General features: G+C 64.0%; 21 protein-coding genes and 1 riboswitch. Of the genes, 11 read left to right on the top strand and 10 right to left on the bottom strand.

Going from position 1 to position 24,992, the window contains the following annotated elements:
* The first annotated feature begins 221 nt into the window (after positions 1 to 221).
* The 9 genes from cpaB (at position 222) to CK224_RS02700 (ending at position 9,447) form a co-directional block, all read left to right on the top strand.
* A complete protein-coding gene (gene cpaB, locus CK224_RS02740; RefSeq protein ID WP_095780699.1) occupies positions 222 to 1,160 on the top strand; it encodes a Flp pilus assembly protein CpaB in 939 nt (312 codons plus the stop codon).
* Between the two features lie 81 nt (positions 1,161 to 1,241).
* Positions 1,242 to 2,636 carry a type II and III secretion system protein family protein gene (locus CK224_RS02735; protein ID WP_245425717.1) on the top strand — a complete coding sequence of 465 codons (1,395 nt, stop codon included), beginning with the start codon at positions 1,242 to 1,244 and terminating at the stop codon, positions 2,634 to 2,636.
* A 4-nt stretch (positions 2,637 to 2,640) separates the two neighbouring features.
* Positions 2,641 to 2,916: a hypothetical protein gene (locus CK224_RS02730; RefSeq protein ID WP_245425708.1), complete on the top strand. Its 276-nt coding sequence runs from the start codon at positions 2,641 to 2,643 to the stop codon at positions 2,914 to 2,916.
* Between the two features lie 13 nt (positions 2,917 to 2,929).
* Positions 2,930 to 4,144: a response regulator/pilus assembly protein gene (locus CK224_RS02725; RefSeq protein ID WP_095780697.1), complete on the top strand. Its 1,215-nt coding sequence runs from the start codon at positions 2,930 to 2,932 to the stop codon at positions 4,142 to 4,144.
* Positions 4,141 to 5,562 carry a CpaF family protein gene (locus tag CK224_RS02720; protein ID WP_067000192.1) on the top strand — a complete coding sequence of 474 codons (1,422 nt, stop codon included), beginning with the start codon at positions 4,141 to 4,143 and terminating at the stop codon, positions 5,560 to 5,562. The genes CK224_RS02725 and CK224_RS02720 overlap by 4 nt, the downstream gene beginning before the upstream one ends.
* A gap of 3 nt (positions 5,563 to 5,565) precedes the next feature.
* Positions 5,566 to 6,531, top strand: a complete 966-nt coding sequence (locus CK224_RS02715; protein WP_095780696.1) for a type II secretion system F family protein — start codon at positions 5,566 to 5,568, stop codon at positions 6,529 to 6,531.
* Between the two features lies 1 nt (position 6,532).
* A complete protein-coding gene (locus tag CK224_RS02710; protein ID WP_095780695.1) occupies positions 6,533 to 7,495 on the top strand; it encodes a type II secretion system F family protein in 963 nt (320 codons plus the stop codon).
* A 133-nt stretch (positions 7,496 to 7,628) separates the two neighbouring features.
* On the top strand, positions 7,629 to 8,102 hold the full coding sequence (locus tag CK224_RS02705; RefSeq protein ID WP_095780694.1) for a hypothetical protein: 474 nt from the start codon (positions 7,629 to 7,631) through the stop codon (positions 8,100 to 8,102).
* A 172-nt stretch (positions 8,103 to 8,274) separates the two neighbouring features.
* Positions 8,275 to 9,447 carry a GGDEF domain-containing protein gene (locus tag CK224_RS02700; RefSeq protein ID WP_095780693.1) on the top strand — a complete coding sequence of 391 codons (1,173 nt, stop codon included), beginning with the start codon at positions 8,275 to 8,277 and terminating at the stop codon, positions 9,445 to 9,447.
* A gap of 13 nt (positions 9,448 to 9,460) precedes the next feature.
* On the opposite strand, the gene gcvP is transcribed toward CK224_RS02700, so the two are convergent.
* The 10 genes from gcvP to CK224_RS02655 form a co-directional block, all read right to left on the bottom strand.
* Positions 9,461 to 12,271 carry an aminomethyl-transferring glycine dehydrogenase gene (gene gcvP, locus CK224_RS02695; RefSeq protein ID WP_095780692.1) on the bottom strand — a complete coding sequence of 937 codons (2,811 nt, stop codon included), beginning with the start codon at positions 12,269 to 12,271 and terminating at the stop codon, positions 9,461 to 9,463.
* A 16-nt stretch (positions 12,272 to 12,287) separates the two neighbouring features.
* Positions 12,288 to 12,656, bottom strand: a complete 369-nt coding sequence (gene gcvH, locus CK224_RS02690; protein WP_067000208.1) for a glycine cleavage system protein GcvH — start codon at positions 12,654 to 12,656, stop codon at positions 12,288 to 12,290.
* Positions 12,657 to 12,663: 7 nt separating this feature from the next.
* Positions 12,664 to 13,764, bottom strand: a complete 1,101-nt coding sequence (gene gcvT, locus CK224_RS02685) for a glycine cleavage system aminomethyltransferase GcvT (RefSeq protein ID WP_095780691.1) — start codon at positions 13,762 to 13,764, stop codon at positions 12,664 to 12,666.
* Between the two features lie 149 nt (positions 13,765 to 13,913).
* Positions 13,914 to 14,000: riboswitch (glycine riboswitch) on the bottom strand.
* Positions 14,001 to 14,139: 139 nt separating this feature from the next.
* Complete coding sequence (locus tag CK224_RS32240; RefSeq protein ID WP_259979720.1) at positions 14,140 to 14,268, bottom strand: hypothetical protein; 129 nt, start codon at positions 14,266 to 14,268, stop codon at positions 14,140 to 14,142.
* The gene (locus CK224_RS02680; protein WP_095780690.1) at positions 14,268 to 15,059 is read right to left on the bottom strand and encodes a molybdopterin-binding protein; all 792 of its coding nucleotides are present in this window, start codon (positions 15,057 to 15,059) and stop codon (positions 14,268 to 14,270) included. The genes CK224_RS32240 and CK224_RS02680 overlap by 1 nt, the downstream gene beginning before the upstream one ends.
* 1 nt (position 15,060) lies before the next feature.
* Positions 15,061 to 15,942, bottom strand: coding sequence for a cytochrome b/b6 domain-containing protein (locus CK224_RS02675; RefSeq protein ID WP_095780689.1), 882 nt, complete (start codon positions 15,940 to 15,942; stop codon positions 15,061 to 15,063).
* Between the two features lie 103 nt (positions 15,943 to 16,045).
* Positions 16,046 to 16,723, bottom strand: coding sequence for a DUF1345 domain-containing protein (locus CK224_RS02670; RefSeq protein WP_095779246.1), 678 nt, complete (start codon positions 16,721 to 16,723; stop codon positions 16,046 to 16,048).
* 24 nt (positions 16,724 to 16,747) lie between these two features.
* Entirely contained in the window at positions 16,748 to 17,215 is a 468-nt protein-coding gene (locus tag CK224_RS02665) for a YaiI/YqxD family protein (protein ID WP_095779247.1), read from the bottom strand.
* A gap of 62 nt (positions 17,216 to 17,277) precedes the next feature.
* Positions 17,278 to 17,847, bottom strand: coding sequence for an S-(hydroxymethyl)glutathione synthase (gene gfa, locus CK224_RS02660; RefSeq protein ID WP_095779248.1), 570 nt, complete (start codon positions 17,845 to 17,847; stop codon positions 17,278 to 17,280).
* Positions 17,848 to 17,914: 67 nt separating this feature from the next.
* Positions 17,915 to 19,042 (bottom strand): S-(hydroxymethyl)glutathione dehydrogenase/class III alcohol dehydrogenase, encoded by a 1,128-nt coding sequence (locus CK224_RS02655; RefSeq protein WP_095779249.1) that lies wholly within the window; start codon positions 19,040 to 19,042, stop codon positions 17,915 to 17,917.
* Positions 19,043 to 19,308: 266 nt separating this feature from the next.
* Between CK224_RS02655 and CK224_RS02650 the strand changes: the two genes are divergently transcribed.
* Both CK224_RS02650 and dnaE read left to right on the top strand, forming a co-directional pair.
* Positions 19,309 to 21,321: an acetyl/propionyl/methylcrotonyl-CoA carboxylase subunit alpha gene (locus CK224_RS02650; RefSeq protein WP_095780688.1), complete on the top strand. Its 2,013-nt coding sequence runs from the start codon at positions 19,309 to 19,311 to the stop codon at positions 21,319 to 21,321.
* Between the two features lie 116 nt (positions 21,322 to 21,437).
* Positions 21,438 to 24,965, top strand: a complete 3,528-nt coding sequence (dnaE, locus tag CK224_RS02645) for a DNA polymerase III subunit alpha (RefSeq protein WP_095780687.1) — start codon at positions 21,438 to 21,440, stop codon at positions 24,963 to 24,965.
* The last annotated feature ends 27 nt before the right edge of the window (positions 24,966 to 24,992 follow it).

Genomic DNA, 24,992 nt, shown 5'->3' with positions numbered 1-24,992 from the left:
CTCGATACTGCCACGCTTTTGGCGGGCGAACGAGTTCCTGTTCCGTTCAGGGATCAAACTGTCTCTTATTCCAAAACCATTCGATAACCAAGCCGCCGGAAATAGGGCGGGCTCCACCCCTTTGGATTCCTGATTCTTTAACATTAACGCCTAGCGTGAGCCTCAACGAAAAAAGACCACGGGGCGTCAGGGGTTTCGTTGTGAAGGGCAGGGCCATAACCATGATCGGCATCGCGGCCGTTTTCGGCGCGATCTCGATCTTTGCCGCGGACTTCTGGGTCAAAAGCCAGGCGAGGGCCCAGTCCGAGCAGAAGACGGCATCGATCGTGGTGCCGCACGAGCCCAAAGTCGAGTTCAAGACCATCGTCGTGGCGAATGCGCCACTGCGCTACGGCATGCAGCTCGACCGGGCGCAACTCACCGAAATTCCGTGGCCGCAGGATTCTCTGCCGCAAGGCGCCTTCCCGACAATCGACAAGCTGCTGGCCGCAGGCAGCCGCGTTGTGCTGTCGCCGATCGAAGTCAACGAGCCGGTGCTGCTCGCCAAGCTGTCGGGACCGAACGGCCGCGCCACACTTTCCAACATGCTGTCGCCGGGCATGCGGGCCGTCACCATCCGCACCGACGAGATCGCCGGCGTCGGCGGCTTCATCACGCCGGGCGACCGGGTCGACGTCGTGCTGACGCGCGATGCCGGCGAAATCCAGGAAGTGTCCAAGAACGCGCAAGGGGCAGCCGGCTCGACGGTCACGTCCGAAATCGTCGTGTCCGACGCCAAGGTGCTTTCGGTCGGGCAGGGCGCGGACGAGCGCAAGACCGAGCCGCAGGTCGCCAATTCCGTGACCCTCGAGGTCACGAACGAAGGGGCGCAGAAGGTAGCGCTCGCCCGCACCGTCGGCTCCTTGTCGCTGTCTTTGCGGTCCGCCGCCGATGCCAGCGCCAGCGGCAACGGGCTTACCACCATCTCGTCCTTCGGCGGCTCGGTTGCCGCGAGCGCCGAGGCGGGCGCCGCCTCGCTGGTCAATGCGGTGGCGAAGGAGCCGGAAGAGCCGAAGTTCAAGACGGTGATCGTGTCGCGCGGCACGAAGGTGGAGGAATACAAGGTTCCCTCCAAGCCCGCCGACGGAGACGTCGTTCCTTCCAAGGAACAAGAACAATAGCCGGTGGGGACCGGCGGGAACGGGACAATGCATGTGCTGAACAAAGAACGGACCACGAGAGGGCTGCGCCTTCTGCGTGCAATGGCGGCGGGCGCCTTTCTGGCAGCCGCCGGAATACTGGCCTTTGGGGTGCCGGCCCAGGCAAACAACGACGTCGTATACGTCTCGGCGACCAAGAACGCCTCGATCAAAGTCGCCAAGGGCAAGCCCAAGACGATCATGACGAACGCCGCCTTCTATCAGATCGTCATCGGCGATCCGGAGATCGCCAACGTCAACCCGCTGACCGACAAGTCCTTCTATGTGCTGGGCAACAATCTCGGCACCACCGGCATCGCGCTGTTCGACCAGAACAAGCAGCTCGTCGGCACCATCGACATCGAGGTGACGCTGGATACAGATCAGCTCGCCAACACCATCCGCGCCAGCGTGCCGGATGCCAAGATCAAGGTCGGTTCGGCCAACGGCCGCGTGGTGCTTTCGGGCGAGGCGGAAGACGCGGTCGCGGCCGACAAGGCGAGCAAGATCGCGTCGCGCTTCTCCGGCAATGAGGAAGTGATCAACTCGGTCAACATCTCGTCCTCGCAGCAGGTTCAGCTCAATGTCCGTTTCGTCGAGATCAACCGGCAGGCGGGACAGGATCTCGGCGCCAAATACGGGGCCAACTTTGCCTTCGGCGTCGGCGGTCGCGACGTCATCATCGACCCGGGCACCGTGCCAACCGCCGGGACCGGCGAGATCATCGGCCGGTTGCTTTCCAACGGGGTTTCGATCGACATCGCCATCAAGGCGCTGGAAGAGCGCGGTCTCGCCCGGCGACTGGCCGAGCCGAACCTGATCGCCCGCTCGGGCCAGACCGCGAGCTTCCTTGCCGGCGGCGAGTTCCCGATCCCGGTGTCCGAGGACAACGGCAAGATCAGCGTCAGCTACAAGAAATACGGCGTCGGTCTGGATTTCACGCCGACCGTCCTCAAGGGCGGACTGGTCAGCCTCGATATCGCGCCCGAAGTTTCGTCGATCGATCCCTCCGCGTCGATCGAAGTCAGCAGCGGCATTTCCATTCCTGCCTTCATCGTGCGTCGCGCCAAGACGTCGGTCGACTTGAAAAACGGCCAGAGCTTCATGATCGCGGGGCTTCTGCAGTCGCAGAACGACATCACCACCTCGCGCCTGCCGGGGCTCGGCAAGCTGCCGGTTCTCGGTCCGCTGTTCTCCTCGAAATCCTATCAGCGGCGCGAGACCGATCTGGTGATCATCGTCACGCCCTACCTGGTCAAGCCGGTCGACCCGTCGAAGAAGATGGTCGAACCCACCGACGGAACGCGCCCGCCAAGCAATGCCGACTACTTCCTGAACAACACCGAGGAAGTCGACGCTTCCGCTCTCAAGCGCCCCTTGGCGCTGGCCGACGGCAGCGGGGCCCGTCCGGTGGCGGCCACGACGTCGGGCCATTTCCTCGATCTGCCGAAGGACTGAAGCCATGCGTCTGGCTCCTTGCATAGCTCTGCTGCTCGCCGGCACGCTCTCCGGCTGCACCAGCGACGACTATGTGCGCACCGAAGGCGTGACGCCGGCTGCCGGCAACGCCCAGGCGTCCAACACGGCCATGCAGATGGTCGATCCCTGGCAGTACGGCGTCCAGAACACCAGGCTCCTGGTGCCGGCTCCGAGCACGAGCTCCACGGCCACTGCCGCGGGTGCGAAGGCCGGCGCGGCGCCGGCTTCAACGACATCGGTATCAACGACAGCAGACTGATGGGCTGACGACCATGGCATCGGGCACCAAGACCAAGAAGATCCTGCTCGTTTCGACCGACCGGGCGTTTTCGCAGGACACGCGGACGGCTTTCGCTGCATCCGAGGTCATCGAGCTTTTGACGGTCGAGAAAAGCGTCAACGAACTGCGCGGCGAGGTCCAGGAGACCGATTTCGGCGCCGTCATTGTCGACATGGACGCGGCCAAGCTCGAAGAGATCGAGTCGCTGCAGCGCATCATGCGCCGAATCGAAGGCCGCGTCCCGGTGGTCGTCGTCACGCAGGAATTCAATGCGGCGGCGGTGCGCATCCTGGTGCAGCTCAAGGTCGCCGACTTCCTGGTGAAGCCGATCACCACCGCCGATCTGGTGCGTTCCGTCATTCGCGCGCTACAGGGGCCGGGGCGGGAGGAAAACACCGAATCGCAAATCTACACCTTCATGCCGGCCGCCGGCGGTGTCGGCACCACCACGCTTGCCCTGCAGACCGCCTTCCAGCTGCATCATTCGGTGACGCGCGGCGCCTCGACCTGCGTGGTCGACCTCAATTTCCAGCAGGGCGCCTGCGCCGAATATCTCGACCTCGAACCGCGCTTCGACATCACCGAAATCGAGAACCAGCCCGAACGCCTCGACCGGCAGCTGCTGGACGTCATGCTGTCCAAGCATGCAAGCGGGCTCTGCGTGCTGGCGGCGCCGACGCGCCCTTCGGAAATGCGCTCGTTCAAGACCGATGTCGTGGTGCGCATGCTCGACCTCGTCTCGGCCTATTTCGACAATGTCGTCATCGACATGCCGCGCACCTGGTTCCCGTGGACCGAGACGGTGCTGCTCGGCTCCAACAAGCTCTATATCGTGGCCGAGATGACGGTGCCTTGCCTGCGCCACACGCAGCGTCTCATCCAGGCCATCTACGAGACGGCCGGCAAGGAAGTGAAGCCGAACGTCATCGTCAACCGTTTCGAGCAGAAGATGTTCGACAGCGGCATCAAGCAGGCCGACGTCCAGGATATCCTCGGCGAGCACTTCGTCGGCGGTATCTCCAACAACTACCGGCTGGTGCGCGAGGCCGTCGACCGCGGCGTGCCGCTGCACGACATCGATCCGAACGCCAATGTCGTGAATGACCTGAAGAAAATCATCCTGCCCGAGGAGGCGGTGGCGACGACGGCAAAATCGAAGTCGCTGTTCGGCCTCGGCAAGGGCCTCTTGAAGAGGAAAGCAGGATGAGCAGCCGCTTCTCCAACCTGCAGAATCGCGATGTCCGTCCGCTGCGGGCGCCCGAACCCGCGCCCGTTGCGCATCACGCCGTGGTCATTCCGACGACCCGCAAGCCGGCGCCGCCGAAGCCGGAAGCAGCACCCGCAAAGAGCGCCAACAAGGTGCTCGACGCGCGCGTGCGCATCCACCGTATGCTGCTCGAAGAAATCAACCTCGTCGCGCTGGAGCGGCTGCCCAAGGACGAAATGCGCCGCCAGGTGCATGAGTTCGTCTCGGAAAAGACGCGTCAGGAGCGAATGGCGATCAACACCGCCGAGCTGGACGCGCTGGTGGACGACATCGTCGACGAGATGGTGGGCCTCGGCCCGCTGGAGCCGCTGCTCAAGGATCCGGAGATCAACGATATCCTGATCAACGGCCATCAGAACTGCTTCGTCGAAAAGCGAGGCAAGCTGCAGCAGGTCCATATCCCGTTCAAGGACGAGGCGCATCTGCTTCGGATCATTAATAAAATCGTCGCGGCCGTCGGCCGCCGCGTCGATGAATCGCAGCCGATGGTCGACGCCCGCATGCTCGACGGATCGCGTTTCAACGCCGCGATCAGGCCGGTCGGCGTCGACGGGCCGCTGGTATCGATCCGCAAATTCTCCAAGAACAAGCTCGGCCTGCACAAACTGGTAGAGTTCGGCGCCATCACCCAGAACATGGCCGAGGTGCTGGCGGCGGCCGTGCATGCGCGCAAGACGACGATCATCTCCGGCGGCACCGGCACCGGCAAGACGACGATGCTCAATGCCTTGTCGGCCTTCATTCCCGAGGACGAGCGCCTGATCACCATCGAGGACGCCGCCGAATTGCAGCTGCAGCAGCCGCATGTCGCGCGCATGGAAACGCGCCCGGCAAACATCGAGGGTCATGGCGAGCTGAAGCAGCGCGATCTGGTCAAGAACGCGCTGCGCATGCGGCCCGACCGCGTCATCCTTGGCGAGTGCCGTGGCGAGGAAGCCTTCGACATGCTGCAGGCTATGAACACCGGCCATGAAGGGTCCATGGCGACCATCCACGCCAACACGCCGCGCGACGCAATATCGCGCCTCGAACAAATGCTCGGCATGACCGGCATGCCGATGACGGTGCAGTCGATCCGCAGCCAGATTGCGAGCGCCATCGACATCATCGTGCAGCTGACGCGCCTGTCCGACGGCAAGCGCAAGGTGACCAGCGTCGCCGAGGTGACGGGCATGGAAGGCGACGTCATCCAGATGCAGGAGATCTTCCGCTTCGTGCGCACCGGCATGGAGGCGGACGGCAAGATCGTCGGCCATTTCGAGGCAACGGGCATCCGACCGCGCTTCCTCGAGGACCTCCGCAACATGGGCATTGAATTTCCGGGCAAGTATTTCGAACCCGGCCGGCCGCAGGAGTAGCCGGTGCTCGAGGGATTCAGCCCGATCTATGCCGTCTACGCGGCGGCGGCGCTCACCGGCATCATGATCGCCGAAGGCTGCTACCTGCTCTATGCCGGCCGCAGCGACAAGCGCACGGCGATCAATCGCCGCATGAAGCTGGCGGAGAACAAGATCAGCCAGGAGCAGGTGCTGATCCAGCTGCGCAAGGAGCGCGGCATGGAAGAGGGCACGCCCCTCCTTTCTTTCGATCGCTTTCGCGCCTTGCGCACGCAGTCCGGCATGATCATGCCGATGCCCAAATTCCTCACGATCACGTCGGGGACAGCGTTCACTCTGGCGCTTTTCGCCGTCTGGTACGGCCTGCCTTTGCTGTTCGGGCTGGTCCTGCTTCTTGTGCTGGTGCCGGTCTTGCCGGTTATGGCGATGCGTTTTCTGCGCAAGCGCCGGCTTAAGCGCTTCGGCATGCAATTGCCGGAAGCGCTGGAGCTGATCACGCGCGGCCTCAAGGCCGGCCACCCGGTGCCGGTGGCGATCGCGATGGTGGCGCGCGAGATGGCCGATCCGATCGGCACCGAGTTCGGCGTCGTGGCCGACGAAGTGACTTATGGCTCGGACCTGGTTTCAGCGCTCAACAACCTGTTCGATCGCGTCGGCCATGAGGACCTGCCGCTGTTCGTCACCGCAGTCTCGATCCAGAGCAGCTCCGGCGGCAATCTGCGCGAGATCCTCGACGGCCTGTCGTCGACTATCCGCGAGCGCGGCAAGCTGCGGCGCAAGGTGCGCGCCATTTCGACCGAAGGCCGCATGTCGGCCTATATCCTGACCGCCGTGCCGGTGCTTCTGTTCACCGCCATCATGGTGCTGATGCCGCAATTCTACCGCGAGGTGTGGGGGATACCGAAGACCTGGTACATGCTGGGCGGCTCGATCCTGTGGCTCCTGCTCGGCAATGCCATCATGTTCAAGATGTCGAATTTCAGGTTCTGAAATGGACGAGGTCATCCGCTTCCTTGCCTCGCTAGCGCCGACATCGCTGATGCCGGTGGCTGTGCTGCTGCTGGTGATGGGCGGCGGCGCGGTGGCCTGGCCGCTGGTCGTCGCGCAGGGCGACCGCAACGAGGTCAAGCGCCGGCTGAAGGTCGAGGCGGCGCAGCCGATCGAGCAGCACGAGCCGGCACCCAGCAAAAACGCGAACGCCGTGCGCGAGAAGGCGGTGAGGCGGGCGCAGGAATTCTATGCCAAGAGCGATCCGGAGAATGTCGCGCGACTGCGCATGAAGCTCATCCAGGCCGGTTACATGGAGCCACGCGCCGTCGGTACGTTCTTCCTGATCCGTTTTGCCGCGCTGGTCGGAATGGCGCTTGGGGCATTCCTGGTCAACCATTGGGCGGCCAGCGCCGAATCGACCGTGACCAGCCGCTGGACCTTCATCATCCTGTCGGGAGCGGCCGGCTATTTCCTGCCCGGCCTGGTGCTGACGCAGAAGGTGCGGGAAAAGATGCGCGAATACCGCAATGGCTTTCCCGACTTCATGGATTTGATGATCGTCTGCTCCGACGCGGGCATGAGCATGGAGGCCGGCATCGAGCGGGTCTCGAAGGAACTCGCCAGGACCTATCCGTCGCTCAGCCAAAACCTGCAGCTGGTGTCGCTGGAGTTGAGGGCCGGCCGCAGCCTCGACGATGCACTAAAGGCGCTCGCCGATCGCCTCAGCCTCGACGAAGTGCGCTCCTTCGCGACGCTCCTGCAGCAGTCCAAGGAGCTCGGCACCAGCCTGTCGGGAGCGCTGCGTGTCTTTTCCGACGAAATGCGCCACAAGCGCATGTCGCTTGCCGAGGAGAAGGCACATGCCTTGCCGGCCAAGATGTCGGTGCCGGTGACGGTGTGCATCCTGCCGGTGGTGCTGATGGTCGCCATCATCCCGATCGTCGTAAGGCTGACGTCGCACTGAGGCCGGCGGTGCTGGTTAACGCATCCTTTGCAAGCAACTGAAATTTAGGCGCATTTCGGCACCGAAGCTTAATCGCTCTCCTGTATGGTCCTTGCTGAAGAACGACCCGGCAAATCGGGCGACGGGGCAGGGCATGCGTCACAGACTTTCCACGGCAGCGGCGGTATCGGCGGCCGTCTTGATGATCACCGGCTGCACGACGAACAGCAGCGTCGACACGACCAAGACCACCGCAATCCAGGCGACGGCCAAGGATATCAGTGCCGCCGACCTGACGGAGGGCAAGGCGCAATTCCGGGAGGCGAATTTCGGTCTCGCAGAACAGCATTTCCGCAAAGCGGTGGAGCTCAAGGCAGACAATGCCGAAGCCTGGATGGGACTTGCCGCCTCCTATGACGAGCTCGGCCGCTTCGACTTCGCCGACCGCGCCTATGCGCAATTGCTGAGGGTCGCCGGGCGCAAGCCGCAGATCGTCAACAATATGGGCTATTCGCAGCTCCTGCGCGGCAACAAGAAGAAGGCAAGGGCCCTGCTGCTAGAAGCCAAGGCCGGTCTCGCCGACCAGACCGTGGTCAACGCAAACCTGGCGCTGCTCGACAAGAGCTGATCCGCTTCCGGTTCGTCCCGCCGCGGAACCGTGCCGTAGTTTCAGCGGACATGTCGACGCTTTGTAAACCCTTTGTCGAGCGAGCAGCGGACACCGGCCGAAAACGGTTTGCGCCACGCGTCTACAGGCTACATTGAGGAAGCAACGAGACTCCCCATCGAGAACCTCAGAGATGTTGGATTTCAGCTCGCTCCTGCTCGCGGCGGCGCTGTCGGGCACATGCCTCAGCGTCACCATGCTCGCGATCTGGTTCACCGCGCCGCGGGCGCGTTTCGTGCTTACGGTCGCCTGCGGCATACTCGTACTCGTTGCCCATGTCGTCCTGTTCTGGCGCTATACTAAGCAAGCCAACCCATGGCTCTGCCAGATCGTGCTCGCGATGCTTAGCCTCGGCTTTCTGGTCATCTGCCTGTCGGCCATGCAGTATCTCGGTTTTCGCGACTACCGTCGCGCGATTTTGCCAACGCTGGCAGCCATGGCCGCTTGCGCCGCTTTCACCTATCTCGGTTTCGACGGCATCGGCTTCCAGATCACTTACGCGGCTGTTACGGCTCTGCCCGCCGCGATCGGAACGATGTTCTGGATCAAGGGCGATCACGACCGCCGGATACTGCTCGTCGTTTCGTTTCTCAGCGGCGCCTGCGGGATATCCTTCGGCCTGTGCGGCCTGGTGCTGCTGGTGCAAGGGCAATGGGTTCTCGGCGCCGCGCCCGACAACTGGGCGGAGCGGTTGAACTCCGTCGTCGCGGTCGCCTGCATGACCGGCCTCGGCGCGCTGACGCTTTCGTTGCACCATCTGCAGGCGCAGATCGAGCTCAAGGCCGCGACGATGACCGATCCGCTCACCGGCCTGATGAACCGCAGGGCGCTCAGCGAGCTTTACGGCGGTCGCAGCTTCGGTCCGTTCATGGCGATCGCGATGTTCGACCTCGACCATTTCAAGACGACCAACGATGTCTTCGGCCATCCCGTCGGCGATCAGGTGCTTTGCCGGTTCGCGGCGGTGATCAAGAAATATGGCAGGGCCGGGGTCGATGCCTTCCGGCTAGGCGGTGAGGAGTTCGCGCTCGTCCTATCGCGCATGACGCCGGAAAAGGCGCACGATATGGCAAGCAGGATCGGGGTCGCTTTCGGCACCGAAATCGTTCCGACTCAACGTGGTCCGTTGCGCAGCAGCGTCAGCGGCGGCATGGGATTTGGCGCCCCCGATGGCCGGACCCTGGACGAGGTGCTGGCTGAGGCGGACGCCGCGCTCTACGCCGCAAAGCGCGCCGGGCGAAACCGCGTGATCGCCCAACGCCAGGAGGACCAGCCCGATAGCGGGCCAGCCCTGCGCTCGGCCTAACTTGCCCTACCGTCTACTCTGCGGCGCCGAGATATTCCGACAGCGGCGGGCAGGAGCAGACCAGGTTGCGGTCGCCGGCGACATTGTCGATGCGCGAAACCGGCGGCCAGTATTTTGCTGCCAGATCGACGTCACCCGCTGGGTAGGCTGCTTCCATCCGCGAGTATGGATGCGGCCATGCGCCTGCCAATGCCTCGGCGGCAGTGTGCGGGGCGTTGACCAGCGGGTTGTCGTCGAGCGGCCATTCGCCCTTCGCCACCTTCGCCGCCTCGCCGGCGATCGCAATCATCGCCTCGCAGAATCGGTCGAGTTCGCGCTTGGGTTCGGATTCCGTCGGCTCGACCATCAGCGTGCCGGCAACCGGAAACGACATGGTCGGGGCGTGGAAGCCGTAGTCAATGAGGCGCTTGGCGATGTCATCGACGCTGATGCCGGCGCTCTCCTTGAGCACGCGCGTGTCGAGAATGCACTCATGGGCGATGCGATCGCTCCTGCCCTTGTAGAGGAGGGGGAAATGCGGCGCGAGCCGCGTCGCCACATAGTTGGCCGAAACGATCGCCGTCTCGGTGGCCTGCTTCAGCCCGGAGCCGCCCATCATGCGGATATACATCCAGGTGATCGGCAGGATCGAAGCGCTGCCGAAGGGCGCGGCGGCGACGGCATGCGCCGAACCTTCCGTGACATGGCCCGGCAGATAGGGTTTCAGATGCGCCCTGACGCCGATCGGGCCGACGCCCGGGCCACCGCCGCCATGCGGGATGCAGAAGGTCTTGTGCAGGTTCATGTGGCAGACGTCGGCGCCGATATCGCCGGGGCGGGCGAGACCGACCAGGGCGTTGAGGTTGGCGCCGTCGAAATAGACCTGGCCGCCATGCTCGTGGATGAGGGCGCAGAGATGGCGCGCGCCTTCCTCGTAGACGCCATGCGTCGAGGGATAGGTGAACATCAGCGCCGCGAGGTTCTTGGAATGCTCGTTGGCCTTGGCCCGCATGTCATCCATGTCGATGCTGCCGTCCTCGGCGCAGCGCACGACGACGACGCTCATTCCCGCCATCGCCGCGCTCGCCGGATTGGTGCCATGCGCGGAGGACGGGATAAGGCACACGGTGCGGTGGCCTTCGCCGCGCGCGCGGTGATAGGCGCGGATGGCGAGCAGGCCGGCATATTCGCCCTGGCTGCCGGCATTGGGCTGCAGGCTGACCGCGTCGAAACCGGTGATCTCCGACAGCCAGGCCTCCAGGTCGCCGACCATGGCCCGATAGCCGGCCGAATGGCTGGCCGGCGCGAAGGGATGCAGGTTGGCGACATTCACCCAACTCACGGGCATCATCTCGGCGGCGGCGTTGAGCTTCATGGTGCAGGATCCGAGCGGGATCATGGCGCGGTCCAGCGCGAGGTCCTTGTCGGCCAGCCGCCGCAGGAAGCGCATCATCTCGGTCTCGGAGTGGTTCTCGTGGAAAACCGGCTGGGTGAGGAACTCCTTGCCGCGCCGCTTACCGGGCATCGAGCCGGCTGCCACCGTGCCGGGCTTGGCGCCGAATAGCGCCGCGATCGCTTCGAGGTCGGCTTCGGTCGAGGTCTCGTCGAAGGCGATGCCGACGTGGTCGGCATCGATGACGCGCAGCAGCCGGCCAGTCTTCTCGGCGGCGGCGGCTAATGCCGCTGCCTTGCCCTTCACTTCCGCCGTCACAGTGTCGAAGCGATGTGCTCCGAGAACGGCCACGCCCGCTGTCTTCAGCCCCGCCGCAAGGCGGTTGGCGAGAGTGTGGACGCGCTCCGCGATCGCTTGCAAACCGGCGGGACCGTGCCAGATCGCATAGGCCGTCGCCATGTTGGCGAGCAGCGCCTGCGCGGTGCAGATATTGGAGGTCGCCTTGTCGCGGCGGATGTGCTGCTCGCGCGTCTGCAGCGCCAGGCGATAGCCTGGGCGGCCCTTGCTGTCGGTCGACTGGCCGACGAGGCGGCCGGGCATCAGACGGGTGAGCTTGTCGGAGACGGCGCAATAGGCTGCGTGCGGGCCGCCAAAGCCCATCGGCACGCCGAAGCGCTGCATCGGACCGACGGCGATGTCGGCACCGAGCTTGGCCGGCGCATCCGTCAACGTAAGCGCGAGCGGGTCGGCGATGAAGACGACCAGAGCGCCAGCGGCGCGGGCCTTCTCGATCGCCGCCTTGTGGTCGCCATAGACGCCGAAAGTGTCCGGCCAGGAGACGAGCAGGGCGGCGGTGTTGTCGTCGATGGTCTCGCCGTCGACCTCGGTGCCGAGCGGTTCGGCGCGGGTGCGCACGACATCGAGCGTCTGCGGATGCGGCGTGCCGGCAAGCGCCACCTTGGTGAGCTTGTCGCGGTGATGGCGCAGTGCGATGCCGACCGCTTCGGCAACGGCGGTGGCCTCGTCGAGCAGCGATGCCGACGCCACCGGCAGGCCGGTCAGCTCGGCAACCAGGGTCTGGAAATTGAACAGCATCTCCAGCCGGCCCTGACTGATCTCGGCTTGGTAAGGCGTGTAGGCCGTGTACCAGGCCGGGTTCTCGAACATGTTGCGCTGGATGACCGGCGGCACATGAACGCCGTGATAACCGGCGCCGATGAAGCTCTTCAGCACCGTGTTCTTCGCCATCATCGCCGACAATTCGGCCAGTGCTTCGGCCTCGCTGGCCGGAGTGGGCAGGTTGAGCGGCAGGTCGAGGCGGATCGATCTCGGCACGGCCTGGCTGATCAGCGTTTCGACGGATGGAACGCCGATGGTGGCGAGCATTGCCCTGACATCGTTGACGCTGGGGCCGATGTGACGGGCCGAGAAAGGAATGGGTGCTGCGGTCATTTCAAAGATCCTGGTATCAGCCGATATGGGCTTTGTAGGCGGCCTCGTCCATGAGGCTGTCGAGTTGGCTTGCGTTGGAAAGCTTCATCTTCCAGAGCCAGCCGTCGCCGGTCGCCGCCGAATTGACCAACGAAGGATCCGACGACAGTGCTGTGTTGGCTTCGGTGATCTCGCCGTCGACCGGCGCGTAGACGTCAGAGGCCGCCTTGACGGATTCGACGACTACTGCAGTGTCGCCCTTCGCGAGCTTGCGGCCGATTTCCGGCAGTTCGACGAAGACGAGATCGCCGAGCTGCTCCTGCGCATAGTCGGTGATGCCGACGGTGGCGACGCCGCCTTCGACGCGCAGCCATTCATGATCCTCGGTGAAATAGGTATTTGCCATCGGAATATCATCCTTTGCGGTAGCGATGTGGCGTGAAGGGCAGCGAAGTGACGTCGATCGGGACCCTGGTCCCGCGGACTTCGGCGAACAGTCTGTTGCCGGGCTTGGCCAGCGCATTGTCGACATAGCCCATGGCGACCGGGTGGCCCGTCGACGGCCCGAAGCCGCCCGAGGTCACGTGACCGGCCGCATTGCCATCGGCATCGACAAGCGCGGCGCCGGCGCGCACCGGCTGACGACCATCGGGCTTCAGGCCAACGCGCTTCTGAGACGGCCCACGCTCGAGGATCGAGCGCAGCGCGTCGGCGCCGATGAAGTGACCGGAAGCGCGGAGCTCCTTAGGGATCGCCCACATCAAAGCGGCGCTCGCCGGATCGATCTCGGGTGTCAGATCCTGGCCATGCAGGCAGAGCCCGGCCTCGAGCCGCAGGCTGTCGCGGGCGGCAAGGCCGATCCATTGCACGCGCTCATCCTGCAGCAGCTTGCCGACGAGATCGCGGGCATCCGCTTCCGGCAGCCCGATCTCGAATCCATCCTCGCCGGTATAGCCGGAGCGGCTCATGAACCAGTGTTGCCGGGGCTCGACACCATGCATGAACAGCAGCGAGCCCGTTTCGATACCGGCTCGCGAAAGGGCCGCCCAGGCGTCCGGGCCTTGGATCGCCAGGAAGACGCGGTCGAGCGGCTCGACCTTGGCATCGAAATCCGCGGCCAACGCACGCAAATGCCTTTCGTCCTCGGCCGCATTGCCGGCGTTGGCCACCACCATGAATCGGCCATCGCCAAGACGCGTGACGATCAAGTCGTCAATGACGCCGGCGGCCTCGTTGAGGAAGAAGGTGTATTTGGATTGGGCAATTTCCATCGCGCCGGCGTCGAGCGGGCAGGCGCGGTTGAGTAGGGCGGCGGCGCCCGGGCCGCCGACCTCGAACAGCTTCATATGCGAGATGTCGAACAGGCCGGCATGCTCGCGCGTGTGGAGGTGCTCCTTCATCACGCCCGCCGGATAGGTCAGCGGCATCGACCAGCCGGCAAAAGCGCCGAAACGCGCGCCCGCGGCGCTATGCAAATCCTCGAGGGGTAGATGTTTGGTGTCTTCGCCGGTCATGTCTTCTCCAGAGTCGCACGCAATCGACCGCCATTGGCGGTCCAGTCCGTGCCCCTCTGTCTGAAGCCTGAGAGACTCGCGCCCCGTAACTCTGTCGGCAGCGCTTACACCTTCGGCGCGGGAAGATTCCCGACTTTCCAGAGTTGTCTTTCCCGTCCACGGTTCTTTTGCCTGAGAGATTTCGGGCGATTTCCCCTTCGGCGACAGCTTGCGCTGTTCTCTCCCGCAAACAGGTAGGACTCAGTCACCTGAGCCCTCGACGCGCCATCCATAGCCCGTCGGCGACACCTTGTCACCTCCCAGCGACATATCTCTCGGCAGCCGACGCCGATGACAACACCCGATCTGGTCTGAACGGCGGCCCAGCAAGGCGGCCTAGTCGCCCGAGGCCATCGTCTTGCAAAGGATGATGTTGGAATGGCCGATTGTCGCCGTGAGGCTTTTCTCAATCGCGTTGAACTCGGCTGACGCAAGATCGTGCTCGGCCTGCAGGCGAAGCGCCATCAAATACCGGCATACCAGTCGTAGCCATTGTCTTCCCAATAGCCGCCGCGACCGCCGCCGACATTGGCGAAGCCGTCGACCAGCTCGATCTTGTAGAGATATTTCGGCATCTTGTAGCCGAGCTGGCGCTCGACCCGCACCCGCAGCGGCGCGCCGTTCTCGACCGGCAGCGGCTTGCCGTTCAAGCCGTAGGCCAGGATCGTTTGCGGATGGCGGGCATCGATCAGGTCGATGCTGCCGTAATATTTGATGTCGCCAGACAGGCTTTGCTCGATCGTGTCGAGGCAATGGAACATGACGTAGCGCGCCTGCGGCTTGACGATGGCCTGATCGAGCACCAGCGACAAAGGTGTGCCGGTCCATTTGGCGATGCAGCTCCAGCCTTCAACGCAGTCGTGGCGGGTGATCTGGGTGCGGCTCGGCATGTTCTGCAACTGCTCGCGGGTGAGCGACAGTGGTTTTTCGACGAGGCCGGTCACCTCCAGGCGCCAGTCGGCGAAATTGTTGGCGAGAAGAACCTTATAGGTGTCGTCGTCAGGCGCGGTGACGCCGTTCGGCCGCTGCGGCTGGCGGATGTCGGCCTCGCTGAATTCCGGTGCCAGCGCGTCCCGGCCGGCAAGCAGGCGCTGTGCGCGGTATGTCAGCCCGTTGGCGTTTTCGAGGAAGCTGCGCAGCCCGCTGCCGACGCCCAGACCGCTGTCGAAGGCATCGCAGCCCGACAGCGCGATGCCTGACAGACCGAGGCTGGCGGAGGTTAAGAACTTCCGGCGGCTAATCTGGAATTTTGCCATGTCAGGCGCTCCTCTCGGTTGCCTGGTCGTGCTTTGCGGGCGGGTCGGTGCGGTACCAGCCGGTGATGATCGAGCGCAGCTCGTTGATCGGGCCGGCAGCCACGATCATCAGCATATGGACGACGAAGAAGAGCACGAGCAGCACCATGACAATGAAGTGGATGGTGCGAGCCGTCTGCCGGCCGCCCAGGATTTCATTGAGCCAGGGAAGCACCGAGTTCATGCTCGGCGACATCGCAAGCCCGGTGATGATCATCAGCGGCAACAGCACGAAGAGCACGCCGCCATAGGCCATTTTCTGCAGCGTGTTGTATTCGCGCGCATGGTGGAATTTCAGCCTCGCATGGTCGACGATGTCGCGCGGCAGCTTGCGCAAGTCATCCAGGCGAGGGGCAAGATCGCGGCGGATATGGCCGTTGATCAGGCTCGCGATCAGCCAAAGGAGCAGGGTTGCGCTCAGCACCCAGGCGAAGAAGAAATGCACGACGCGGGCCGTGCCGAGGTCGTAGTAGGACGGGATCGTCGCCCAGGACGGAAAGGCGCGCGGCGTTTCCTGTCCGGGAGGGCCGGACCAGCCGAGCACGCCGGTGGTGTCGAAGCGATGCCCGAAGATTTTGGCAAAGCCGCGCGGTCCGCCGTCTGTGTTTTCGGCGCCGATCTCGAGGATCGTATTGTTGTATTGGAAGCCCGATTCCTTGCCGATGTAGAGTTGCGGGCGCGCGTTGAAGATCTGCAGGCCCGAAAGCAGCATGAAGAACAGCGAGAACGCCCAGAGCCAATGGGTCAGGCGCGTCCAGCCCGATTGCCGGTAAATCAGCGTCGGGTCCTTCGGCGTGGATGCTTCTACCTCGGTGGAGGGTTCGCTTCTGGCGACGGTCTCCATATCTGGATGTCCTCCCGGCTCGCTCGTCTGCGGCCTCTCAGAGCCTTGTTCTCCTCCCAATACGTCTCCGGCCCAAGCGTTGTTTCATCCGATCACGGATTTATTATGGACTGCCCAGGCTGACCGCGAGATTGACCGCGGCGGCGACGATCACCGTGTTAAAGAAAAAGCTCAGGATCGAATGGACGAGCACGACCTGGCGCATGCGCGAGGTCGTTATCCCAGTGTCGGCGGTTTGCGCAGTCATGCCGATGACGGTCGCGAAATACAGGAAATCCCAGCCTTCCGGGCGTTTGCCGCCGGGAAAATCGAGGCCGCCGACCGGATTCTTCTTCCTGGTTTTCTCGTCGATCTCGTCGCCGTCCATCCAGTAGACATGCGCATAATGCAGCGCCGCCATGGCATGGATTGTGAACCAGCCAAGCGGGATCGACAGCATCGCGAACAGAACCTCCAGCGGATGCGCGGCAGCCTTTTGGTTGATGAGCTGAAACAGCGAGCCGATGGCGAGGCCGACGACCAGGAGCGTGACCGCAAAAATCAGCAGCACCGGCAGGTCCGTGGCACGCGCGTTCTTGCTCAGGTAACGGCCGGTGAGCCTCGGCATCGCGACCAGCACCAGAAGAGTGTAAGCGGCGAAGAAGAGGTTGGCCCCGATGGAGTAGGGCAGCGGCGCCCCCAGCATCAGGGCGAGAAGCAGCGCGACAATGCCGATGGCCGCAGCCAAAGCGAACTGCACGTGCCGGTGGATCGGCGTGTTGAGGGATATGTCGTCGCCCATGGCCGGTTCTCAAAGGGCTTCGGGTCAGCCGGGTGTGGCGGATTTGAGCGCCCGCCGCAAGATGCGGTCGAGCTCGCCGAGAAAGTTTGACCTGTCCTTCGCCGTGAAGGCGGCGTTGAAGCCGCGGCTTTCGCCGGTCTCGCGCAGATGCTGCTTCAAATCCCGCATCGCCACCGCCATGCCGATGGTCTCGTGCGTGAAGGGACGGCCCGTAGGTCCCAGCACATGCGCGCCGAGCGCCACCGTGCGCGCGGCAAGCGGGATATCGGCCGTCACCACGACATCGTTGGGTTTGGCGTTCTCGACGATCCAGTCGTCCGCGGCATCCGCGCCCTTGGAGACGACGACATTGCGGATCATCGGATCGCGCGACGGGCGCAGGCCGCCATTGGAGACATAGGTAACCACGACGCCGTGCCGCTCCGCCACCTTCTCGACCTCGGCCTTCACCGGACAGGCATCGGCATCGACATAGATGATGGGTGCTGGCATCGTCTCTCCAAATGTGCAAAGGGCCGGCGTTGGCCGGCCCTTTACCAGAAATCCCGCAATTGTCAGGCCGCCAAGGCTCCCGACTTCTTCGCCGTCCAGGTGGCGATGTAGTCCATCAGGGCGGGGTTGAGGCAGTCATAGGGTTCGAGCCCGATCGACTTCAGCTGGCCGCGGATGCCGTCCATGCGGCTCGGGTCGACGCCGGCTTCGATGATGGAGGAGACAAAGGCGGCAAAGCCGGGCGGCGACCAGCCGTCCTCCTCGAAACGCTCGGGATGGATGAAGGACAGACCCTTGAAGGGATGGTCGCGCTCGACCGGGCCGTACATGTGCACGCCGCAGCTGGTGCAGGCATGGCGCTGGATCAGCGCTGCCGGGTCGACCACCTTCAGCTTGTCGCCATTCTCAGTGACAGTGACGTCGCCGGTGCCGGCAACGGCCACGACCGAGAACACCGCCCCCTCCGGCTTCCAGCATTTGGTGCAGCCGCAGGCATGGTTGTGGGCGATCTGGCCCTTGACCTTCACCTTCACCGGATTGCTGGTGCAGAGACAGACCAGCGTCCCGCCGGAAAAGGCAGCACTTTCCTTCGGCAGCCCGTTGTCGATCTTCGGATGCAATTTTTCCGCCATTCGTCCTTCCTCCCATGTTGAGCCGCAAAGGTTGCGGGCTCCAGCCCACGACCGATGCGGCATTGCTTCAGTAAACCACGACGCTGCGGATCGACTTGCCCTCATGCATGAGGTCAAAACCCTTGTTGATGTCGTCGAGCGTCAGCGTATGGGTGATCATCGGATCGATCTGGATCTTGCCCTCCATGTACCAGTCGACGATCTTCGGCACGTCGGTGCGGCCGCGCGCGCCGCCAAAGGCGGTGCCCATCCAGGTGCGGCCGGTGACCAGTTGGAAGGGCCGCGTCGCAATCTCCTGGCCGGCGCCGGCAACGCCAATGATGACCGACTTGCCCCAGCCGCGATGCGAGGCCTCGAGCGCCTGGCGCATCACCTTGGTGTTGCCGGTGCAGTCGAAGGTGTAGTCGGCGCCGCCGATCTGGTCGGCGCCGCGCTTGGTCAGGTTGACTAGGTAAGGCACGATGTCGCCGTCGATCTCCTGCGGATTGACAAAATGCGTCATGCCGAACTTCTCGCCCCAGGCCTTCTTGTCGTTGTTCAAGTCGACGCCGATGATCATGTCGGCGCCGGCCAGGCGAAGGCCCTGGATGACGTTGAGGCCAATGCCGCCGAGGCCGAAGACGACCGCGGTGGCGCCCTGCTCGACCTTGGCCGTGTTGATGACGGCGCCGATGCCGGTGGTCACGCCGCAGCCGATATAGCAGATCTTGTCGAAGGGGGCGTCGGGATTGACCTTGGCGACCGCGATCTCCGGCAGCACGGTGAAGTTGGAGAAGGTCGAGCAGCCCATATAGTGGAACAGCTTCTCGCCGCCGACCGAAAAACGCGAGGTGCCGTCGGGCATCAGGCCTTGGCCCTGCGTGGCGCGGATGGCGGTGCACAGATTGGTCTTGCGCGACAGGCAGGACGGGCACTGCCGGCATTCGGGCGTGTAGAGCGGGATGACATGGTCGCCCTTCCTGACCGAGGTGACGCCCTTGCCGACATCGACGACGATGCCGGCGCCCTCATGGCCGAGGATCGCCGGAAAGATGCCTTCCGGATCGGCGCCCGAGAGCGTGAACTCGTCGGTGTGGCAGATGCCGGTCGCCTTGACCTCGATCAGCACCTCGCCCTCGCGCGGCCCCTCAAGGTCTACCTCCATGATCTCCAGCGGCTTTCCGGCACCAACGGCAACTGCGGCACGCGTTTTCATGAGGCATTCCTCCCAAGGCAATCTTAAAAGTCTCAGCTTTATGGCAGGCCGCCGAGCCTGCCCGGCGAGGCGAATACCGCCTGCCATTTTCTTGCGCTCGCCACCACCTTACCGGGTTCGAAGGTGGCGGCCAACGTCTGTTGCGACGTTTTTCGACGCCGTTTCTGCAAAAGCATCGAGTGCCGAAGGGCAGGGGTTGGAGACACTTGAGGCGCGTCGGGATTGTCCATAGAACTGGACCGCTTCGCCGGAGGAACGACATCCGAATGTTCAAGAAGATCCTGATCGCCAATCGCGGCGAGATCGCCTGCCGCGTGATCAAGACGGCGCGCAAGATGGGGATCGCCACGGTCGCGGTTTATTCGGAAGCCGATCGCGACGCCGTGCATGTCGAAATGGCCGACGAGGCTGTGCATATCGGCCCGTCGCCGGCCGCGCAGAGCTATCTAGTGCCTGAGAAGATCATCGCCGCCTGCAAGGAAACCGGCGCCGAAGCGGTGCACCCGGGTTATGGCTTCCTGTCGGAACGCGCCTCTTTCTGCGAAGCGCTGGAAAAGGAAGGCATCATCTTCATCGGACCGAAGCCCAAGGCGATCCGCGCAATGGGCGACAAGATCGAATCGAAGAAGTTCGCCAGCCAGGCCAAGGTTTCGACCGTGCCCGGCTGGCTGGGCGTCATCGAAAATGCCGACCACGCCGACAGGATTGCCGGCGAGATCGGCTATCCGGTGATGATCAAGGCCTCGGCCGGCGGCGGCGGCAAGGGCATGCGCATCGCCTGGAGCAGCGCGGAAGTGCGCGACGGCTTCGAGCGCGCGCGTTCGGAAGCGAAAAGCTCCTTCGGCGATGACCGCGTCTTCATCGAGAAATTCGTCGTTGACCCGCGCCATATCGAGATCCAGGTGCTGGCCGACGCGCATGGCAATGCGCTCTATCTGGGTGAGCGCGAATGCTCGATCCAGCGCCGCAACCAGAAGGTGGTCGAGGAGGCGCCGTCGCCGTTCCTCGACGCCAAGACGCGCAAGGCCATGGGCGAGCAGGCTGTGGCGTTGGCGAAAGCCGTCGATTACCAGAGCGCCGGCACGGTCGAGTTCATCGTCGACAAGGACAGGAACTTCTATTTCCTTGAAATGAACACGCGATTACAGGTCGAGCATCCGGTGACGGAGCTCGTCACCGGCATCGATCTGGTCGAGCAGATGATCCGCATCGCCGCCGGCGAAAAGCTCGGCATCAGGCAAAACGAGGTGAAGCTGAACGGCTGGGCGGTGGAAAGCCGTCTCTATGCCGAGGACCCGTTCCGCAATTTCCTGCCCTCGATCGGCCGGCTGACGCGCTACCGGCCGCCGCAAGAGGGCATGTTCGGCGATGTGGTGATCCGCAACGACACCGGCGTTGCCGAAGGCGCCGAGATATCGATGTTCTACGACCCGATGGTGGCAAAGCTCTGCACCTGGGCGCCGACGCGGCTCGAGGCTATCGATGCCATGTCCGAAGCACTGGACGGTTTTGTCGTCGACGGCATAGAGCACAACATTCCGTTCCTCGCTGCGTTGATGCAGCATCCGCGCTGGCGCGAGGGGCGGCTTTCCACCGGCTTCATCGCCGAGGAGTATCCGGACGGTTTCGCGCCGGTCGAACCGGACGGTGAGGAGAGGGCGGTATTCGCCGCGATCGCCACCGCAATCGAGCTGCTGCGGCGGGACCGGCTCGACCGGCTCAGCGGCCGGTTGGCACCGCATTCGGGCCATCTCAAGCGCGACTGGGTGGTGAAGATCGGCGCGGACTATCTTTGCGCCGGCATCCTGGACGGCATGGTCTCGATCCCGATGGAGATCGATCTCTCGATCGATGGCAGCGAGCCGCTGACGGTCGCTTCCGACTGGCGGCCAGGGGACGCGATCTGGCGCGGCACGGTCGGCGGCAGCCGGATCGCGGCGCAAGTCCGGCCGGTGCTGAACGGCCTTTGTATCGCCTGGAAGGGCATGTCGGTGACGGCTCAAGCCATGCTGCCGCGGACGGCGGAGCTGGAAAGGCTGATGCCGGAAAAGCTGCCGCCGGATACCTCGAAAATGCTGCTTTGCCCGATGCCAGGACTGGTGGTGTCGATAGCCGTCGCCGAGGGCCAAGAAGTCAAGGCCGGCGAGACGCTGGCCGTGGTCGAGGCGATGAAGATGGAGAACGTGCTGCGCGCGGAGCGCGACCTCACCGTGGCGAAGCTAAACGCCAAACCGGGTGACAGCCTGGCGGTCGACGCGGTGATCATGGAGTTCGCCTGAGCCAGGGCGACATAGGCCGCAACCTTGTGGTTCGCGGTCGATTGTACTGGACTGGCATCGCGGCGTCCGGGACAATACATCTGCACGGATGAGTCCTTGAGATAGCGCGAAAAAACATGGCGGATGAACGACTTCCACGCGACCCTTTGCAGCGCGAAGCTGTCGTGAAGGCCACGCAGCCGGAGACGCCTGCGCGGAGGTTCATCCATCTGCGCGTGCATTCAGCCTATTCGCTGCTCGAGGGCGCCCTGCAGCTCGGCGCCATCGTCGGCCACGCGGTCAAGGATGAAGCGCCGGCGATCGCAGTGACCGACACCAACAATCTGTTCGGCGCGCTCGAATTCGCCCAGAAAGCGGTCAAGGACGGCGTCCAGCCGATCATCGGCTGCCAGGTCGACCTGGTCTTTTCCGGCGAAACGAGCGACGCCCAACGCGACCGCCGCCGGCACGGTCCCGAGATGTCGCCGATCGTGCTGATCGCCGCCAGCGAGGCCGGCTATGCCAATCTGGTCCGGCTGATCAGCAAGGTTTACCTGGAAACGCCGCCCGGCGAGCCGGTGCACATGACCAGCGCCATGCTGGAGAGCCATTGCGATGGCCTGCTATGCCTGACCGGCGGCCCGCGCGGCCCGATCGGCAGCGCGCTGAAGGCGGACCGCCGCGACCTTGCCGAACAGCGACTGCTGTTCCTCAAAGAGCTTTTCGGCGACCGTCTCTATGTCGAGTTGGAACGGGTCGCCGGCTATGACCGCATGGTCGAAAAGTCGACGCTCGACCTTGCCTATACCCACGAACTGCCGCTGGTCGCGACGAACGAGGCCTTCTTCTCCAAGCGCGAAGACTATGAGGCGCATGACGCGCTGATTGCGATCGCCGAAGGCTCGGTGGTGGCCGCCGACAATCGCCGGCGGCTTTCGCCCGACAATTTCCTGCGCGGCCAGGCCGAGATGGCGCGTCTGTTCTCCGACCTGCCGGAAGCGATCGACAACACGGTCGAGATCGCTATGCGCTGCTCCTATTATCCGAAGAACCGCAGCCCGATCCTGCCGCGTTTCACCGGCGCCGACTCCGCCGACAAGGACGCCGCCGAGAAGGCGGAAGCCGCCGAGCTCGCGCGCCAGGCGCGCGAGGGCCTGGAGGCGCGGCTTGCCGCGCACGGACCGACGCCCGGCTACACGGTCGAGCAATATCGCGAGCGGCTCGAATTCGAGCTCGGCATCATCGAGAAGATGAAGTTCCCGGGCTACTTCCTGATCGTTGCCGACTTCATCAAATGGGCGAAGGCGCAAGGCATCCCGGTCGGACCGGGGCGCGGTTCGGGCGCCGGCTCGCTTGTCGCCTATTCGACCACCATCACCGACATCGACCCACTGCGCTTCTCGCTGCTGTTCGAGCGCTTCCTCAACCCGGACCGCGTCTCGATGCCGGACTTCGACATCGACTTTTGCCAGGACCGGCGCGAGGAGGTCATCCGCTACGTCCAGCAGAAATACGGCCGCGACCAGGTCGGGCAGATCATCACCTTTGGTACGCTTCAGGCGCGCGCCGTGCTGCGCGACGTCGGCCGCGTGCTGCAGATGCCCTATGGCCAGGTCGACAAGCTCTCCAAGATGGTGCCGCAGAACCCGGCCAACCCGGTCAAGCTGGCGGACGCCATCGCCAACGAGCCGCGCTTCGCCGAGGAGGCGGAAAAGGAGCCGATCGTGCAGACGCTGCTCGACACCGCGCAGAAGCTCGAGGGCCTCTACCGCCATGCCTCGACGCATGCCGCCGGCATCGTCATCGGCGACCGGCCGTTGTCGGAATTGGTGCCGATGTACCGCGATCCGCGCTCGGACATGCCGGTCACCCAGTTCAACATGAAATATGTCGAGCAGGCCGGGCTGGTAAAATTCGACTTCCTCGGCCTGAAGACGCTGACGGTGCTGGAAACGGCGGTGAAACTGATCCGGCGGCGCGGTGTGGATATCGATCTTGCCCGCATCCCGCTCGACGACCCCGAGACTTACGCCATGCTGTCGCGCGGCGAGGTGGTCGGCGTGTTCCAGGTTGAAAGCGCGGGCATGCGCAAGGCGCTGATCGGCATGCGGCCGGACTGCATCGAGGACATCATCGCGCTGGTCGCGCTCTATCGCCCAGGCCCGATGGAGAACATCCCGACCTACAATGCCAGAAAGCATGGCGAGGAGGAGATGGCCTCGATCCACCCCAAGATCGACCACCTTGTGAAGGAAACTCAAGGCGTCATCGTTTACCAGGAACAGGTGATGCAGATCGCGCAGGAGCTTGCCGGCTATTCGCTCGGCGAAGCCGATCTTCTGCGCCGCGCCATGGGCAAGAAGATCCGCGCCGAGATGGACAAGCAGCGCGAGCGCTTCGTCACCGGCGCCGTCGAGCGCGGCGTCGGCAAAGCGCAGGCCGATTTCATCTTCGATCTGCTGGCGAAATTCGCCGACTACGGCTTCAACAAGTCGCACGCCGCGGCTTATGCGGTCGTTTCCTACCAGACCGCCTACCTCAAGGCGCACTATCCGGTCGAGTTCCTGGCGGCGTCGATGACGCTCGACATGAGCAACACCGACAAACTGGCGGATTTCCGCCAGGACGCGCTGCGCCTCGGCATCGAGGTGGTGGCGCCGTCGGTGATGACCAGCTTCCGACCGTTCGAGGTCGGCGAGAACAAGATCTTCTACTCGCTGGCGGCGCTCAAGGGCGTCGGCGACGCGGCGGTCGAGCACATTGTCGAGAAGCGCGGTGAGAGGCCGTTCAAGAGCCTTGCCGATTTCTGCGAGCGCGTGGATCCGAAGATCGTCGGCAAGCGCGTCTTCGAAAGCCTGATCATGGCGGGGGCCTTGGACTGCTTCGGGCACGACCGCGCCGTGATGATGGCCGGCGTGGAGCGGATGATGGGGCTCGCATCGCTGGCGCAGCAGAACGCCATCTCGGGCCAGACGGATATTTTCGGCGCCTCGCTCGGCGCGCAATCGCAGGCGCTCAACCTGCCGGCGGCCGAGCCATGGCTTGCCGCCGACCGGCTGCACCGCGAGTTCCAGGTGGTCGGCTTCTATCTCTCGGCGCACCCGCTCGACGAATACAAGGCCGCGCTGCAGAAGATGCGGGTGCAGAACTGGGCGGAATTCTCCGCCGCGGTCAAACGCGGCGCCGCGGCCGGCCGGCTCGCCGGCACCGTCACCACGAAGCAAGAGCGCAAGACCCGCACCGGCAACAAGATGGGCGTCGTGCAGTTTTCCGACACCACCGGCCAGTACGAGGCGGTGCTGTTCTCCGAAGGCCTGGCGCAGTATCGCGACATGCTGGAGCCCGGCCGTTCGGTGGTGATCACCGTCTCGGCCGAAGACCGGCCGGAGGGCATCAATCTGCGCATCCAAACGGTGCAGTCGCTGGAGGACGAAGCAAGCCGCATCCAAAAGGCGCTGCGCATCTTCGTGCGCGATGCTCAGCCCATCAACATCCTTGCCAACCAGCTTGCCGTGAAGGGCGAGGGTCAGGTGAGCTTCGTGCTGATCAAGGAAGCCGGCCAGGGCGAGGTGGAGATCGAACTCCCCAACCGCTATCGCATCTCGCCGCAGGTCGCGTCGGCCATGCGCGCGGTGCCGGGTGTCGTCGAAGTGGAACTGGTGTAAGCGTTCCACTACTGTTCCCGCGCAACT

This window comes from Mesorhizobium sp. WSM3862, from assembly GCF_002294985.1.
In the GTDB taxonomy this organism is placed as follows: Bacteria; Pseudomonadota; Alphaproteobacteria; order Rhizobiales; family Rhizobiaceae; genus Mesorhizobium.
Note: the sequence above shows the minus strand (reverse complement) of the source record. Positions and strands in the feature narration are given on the sequence as shown.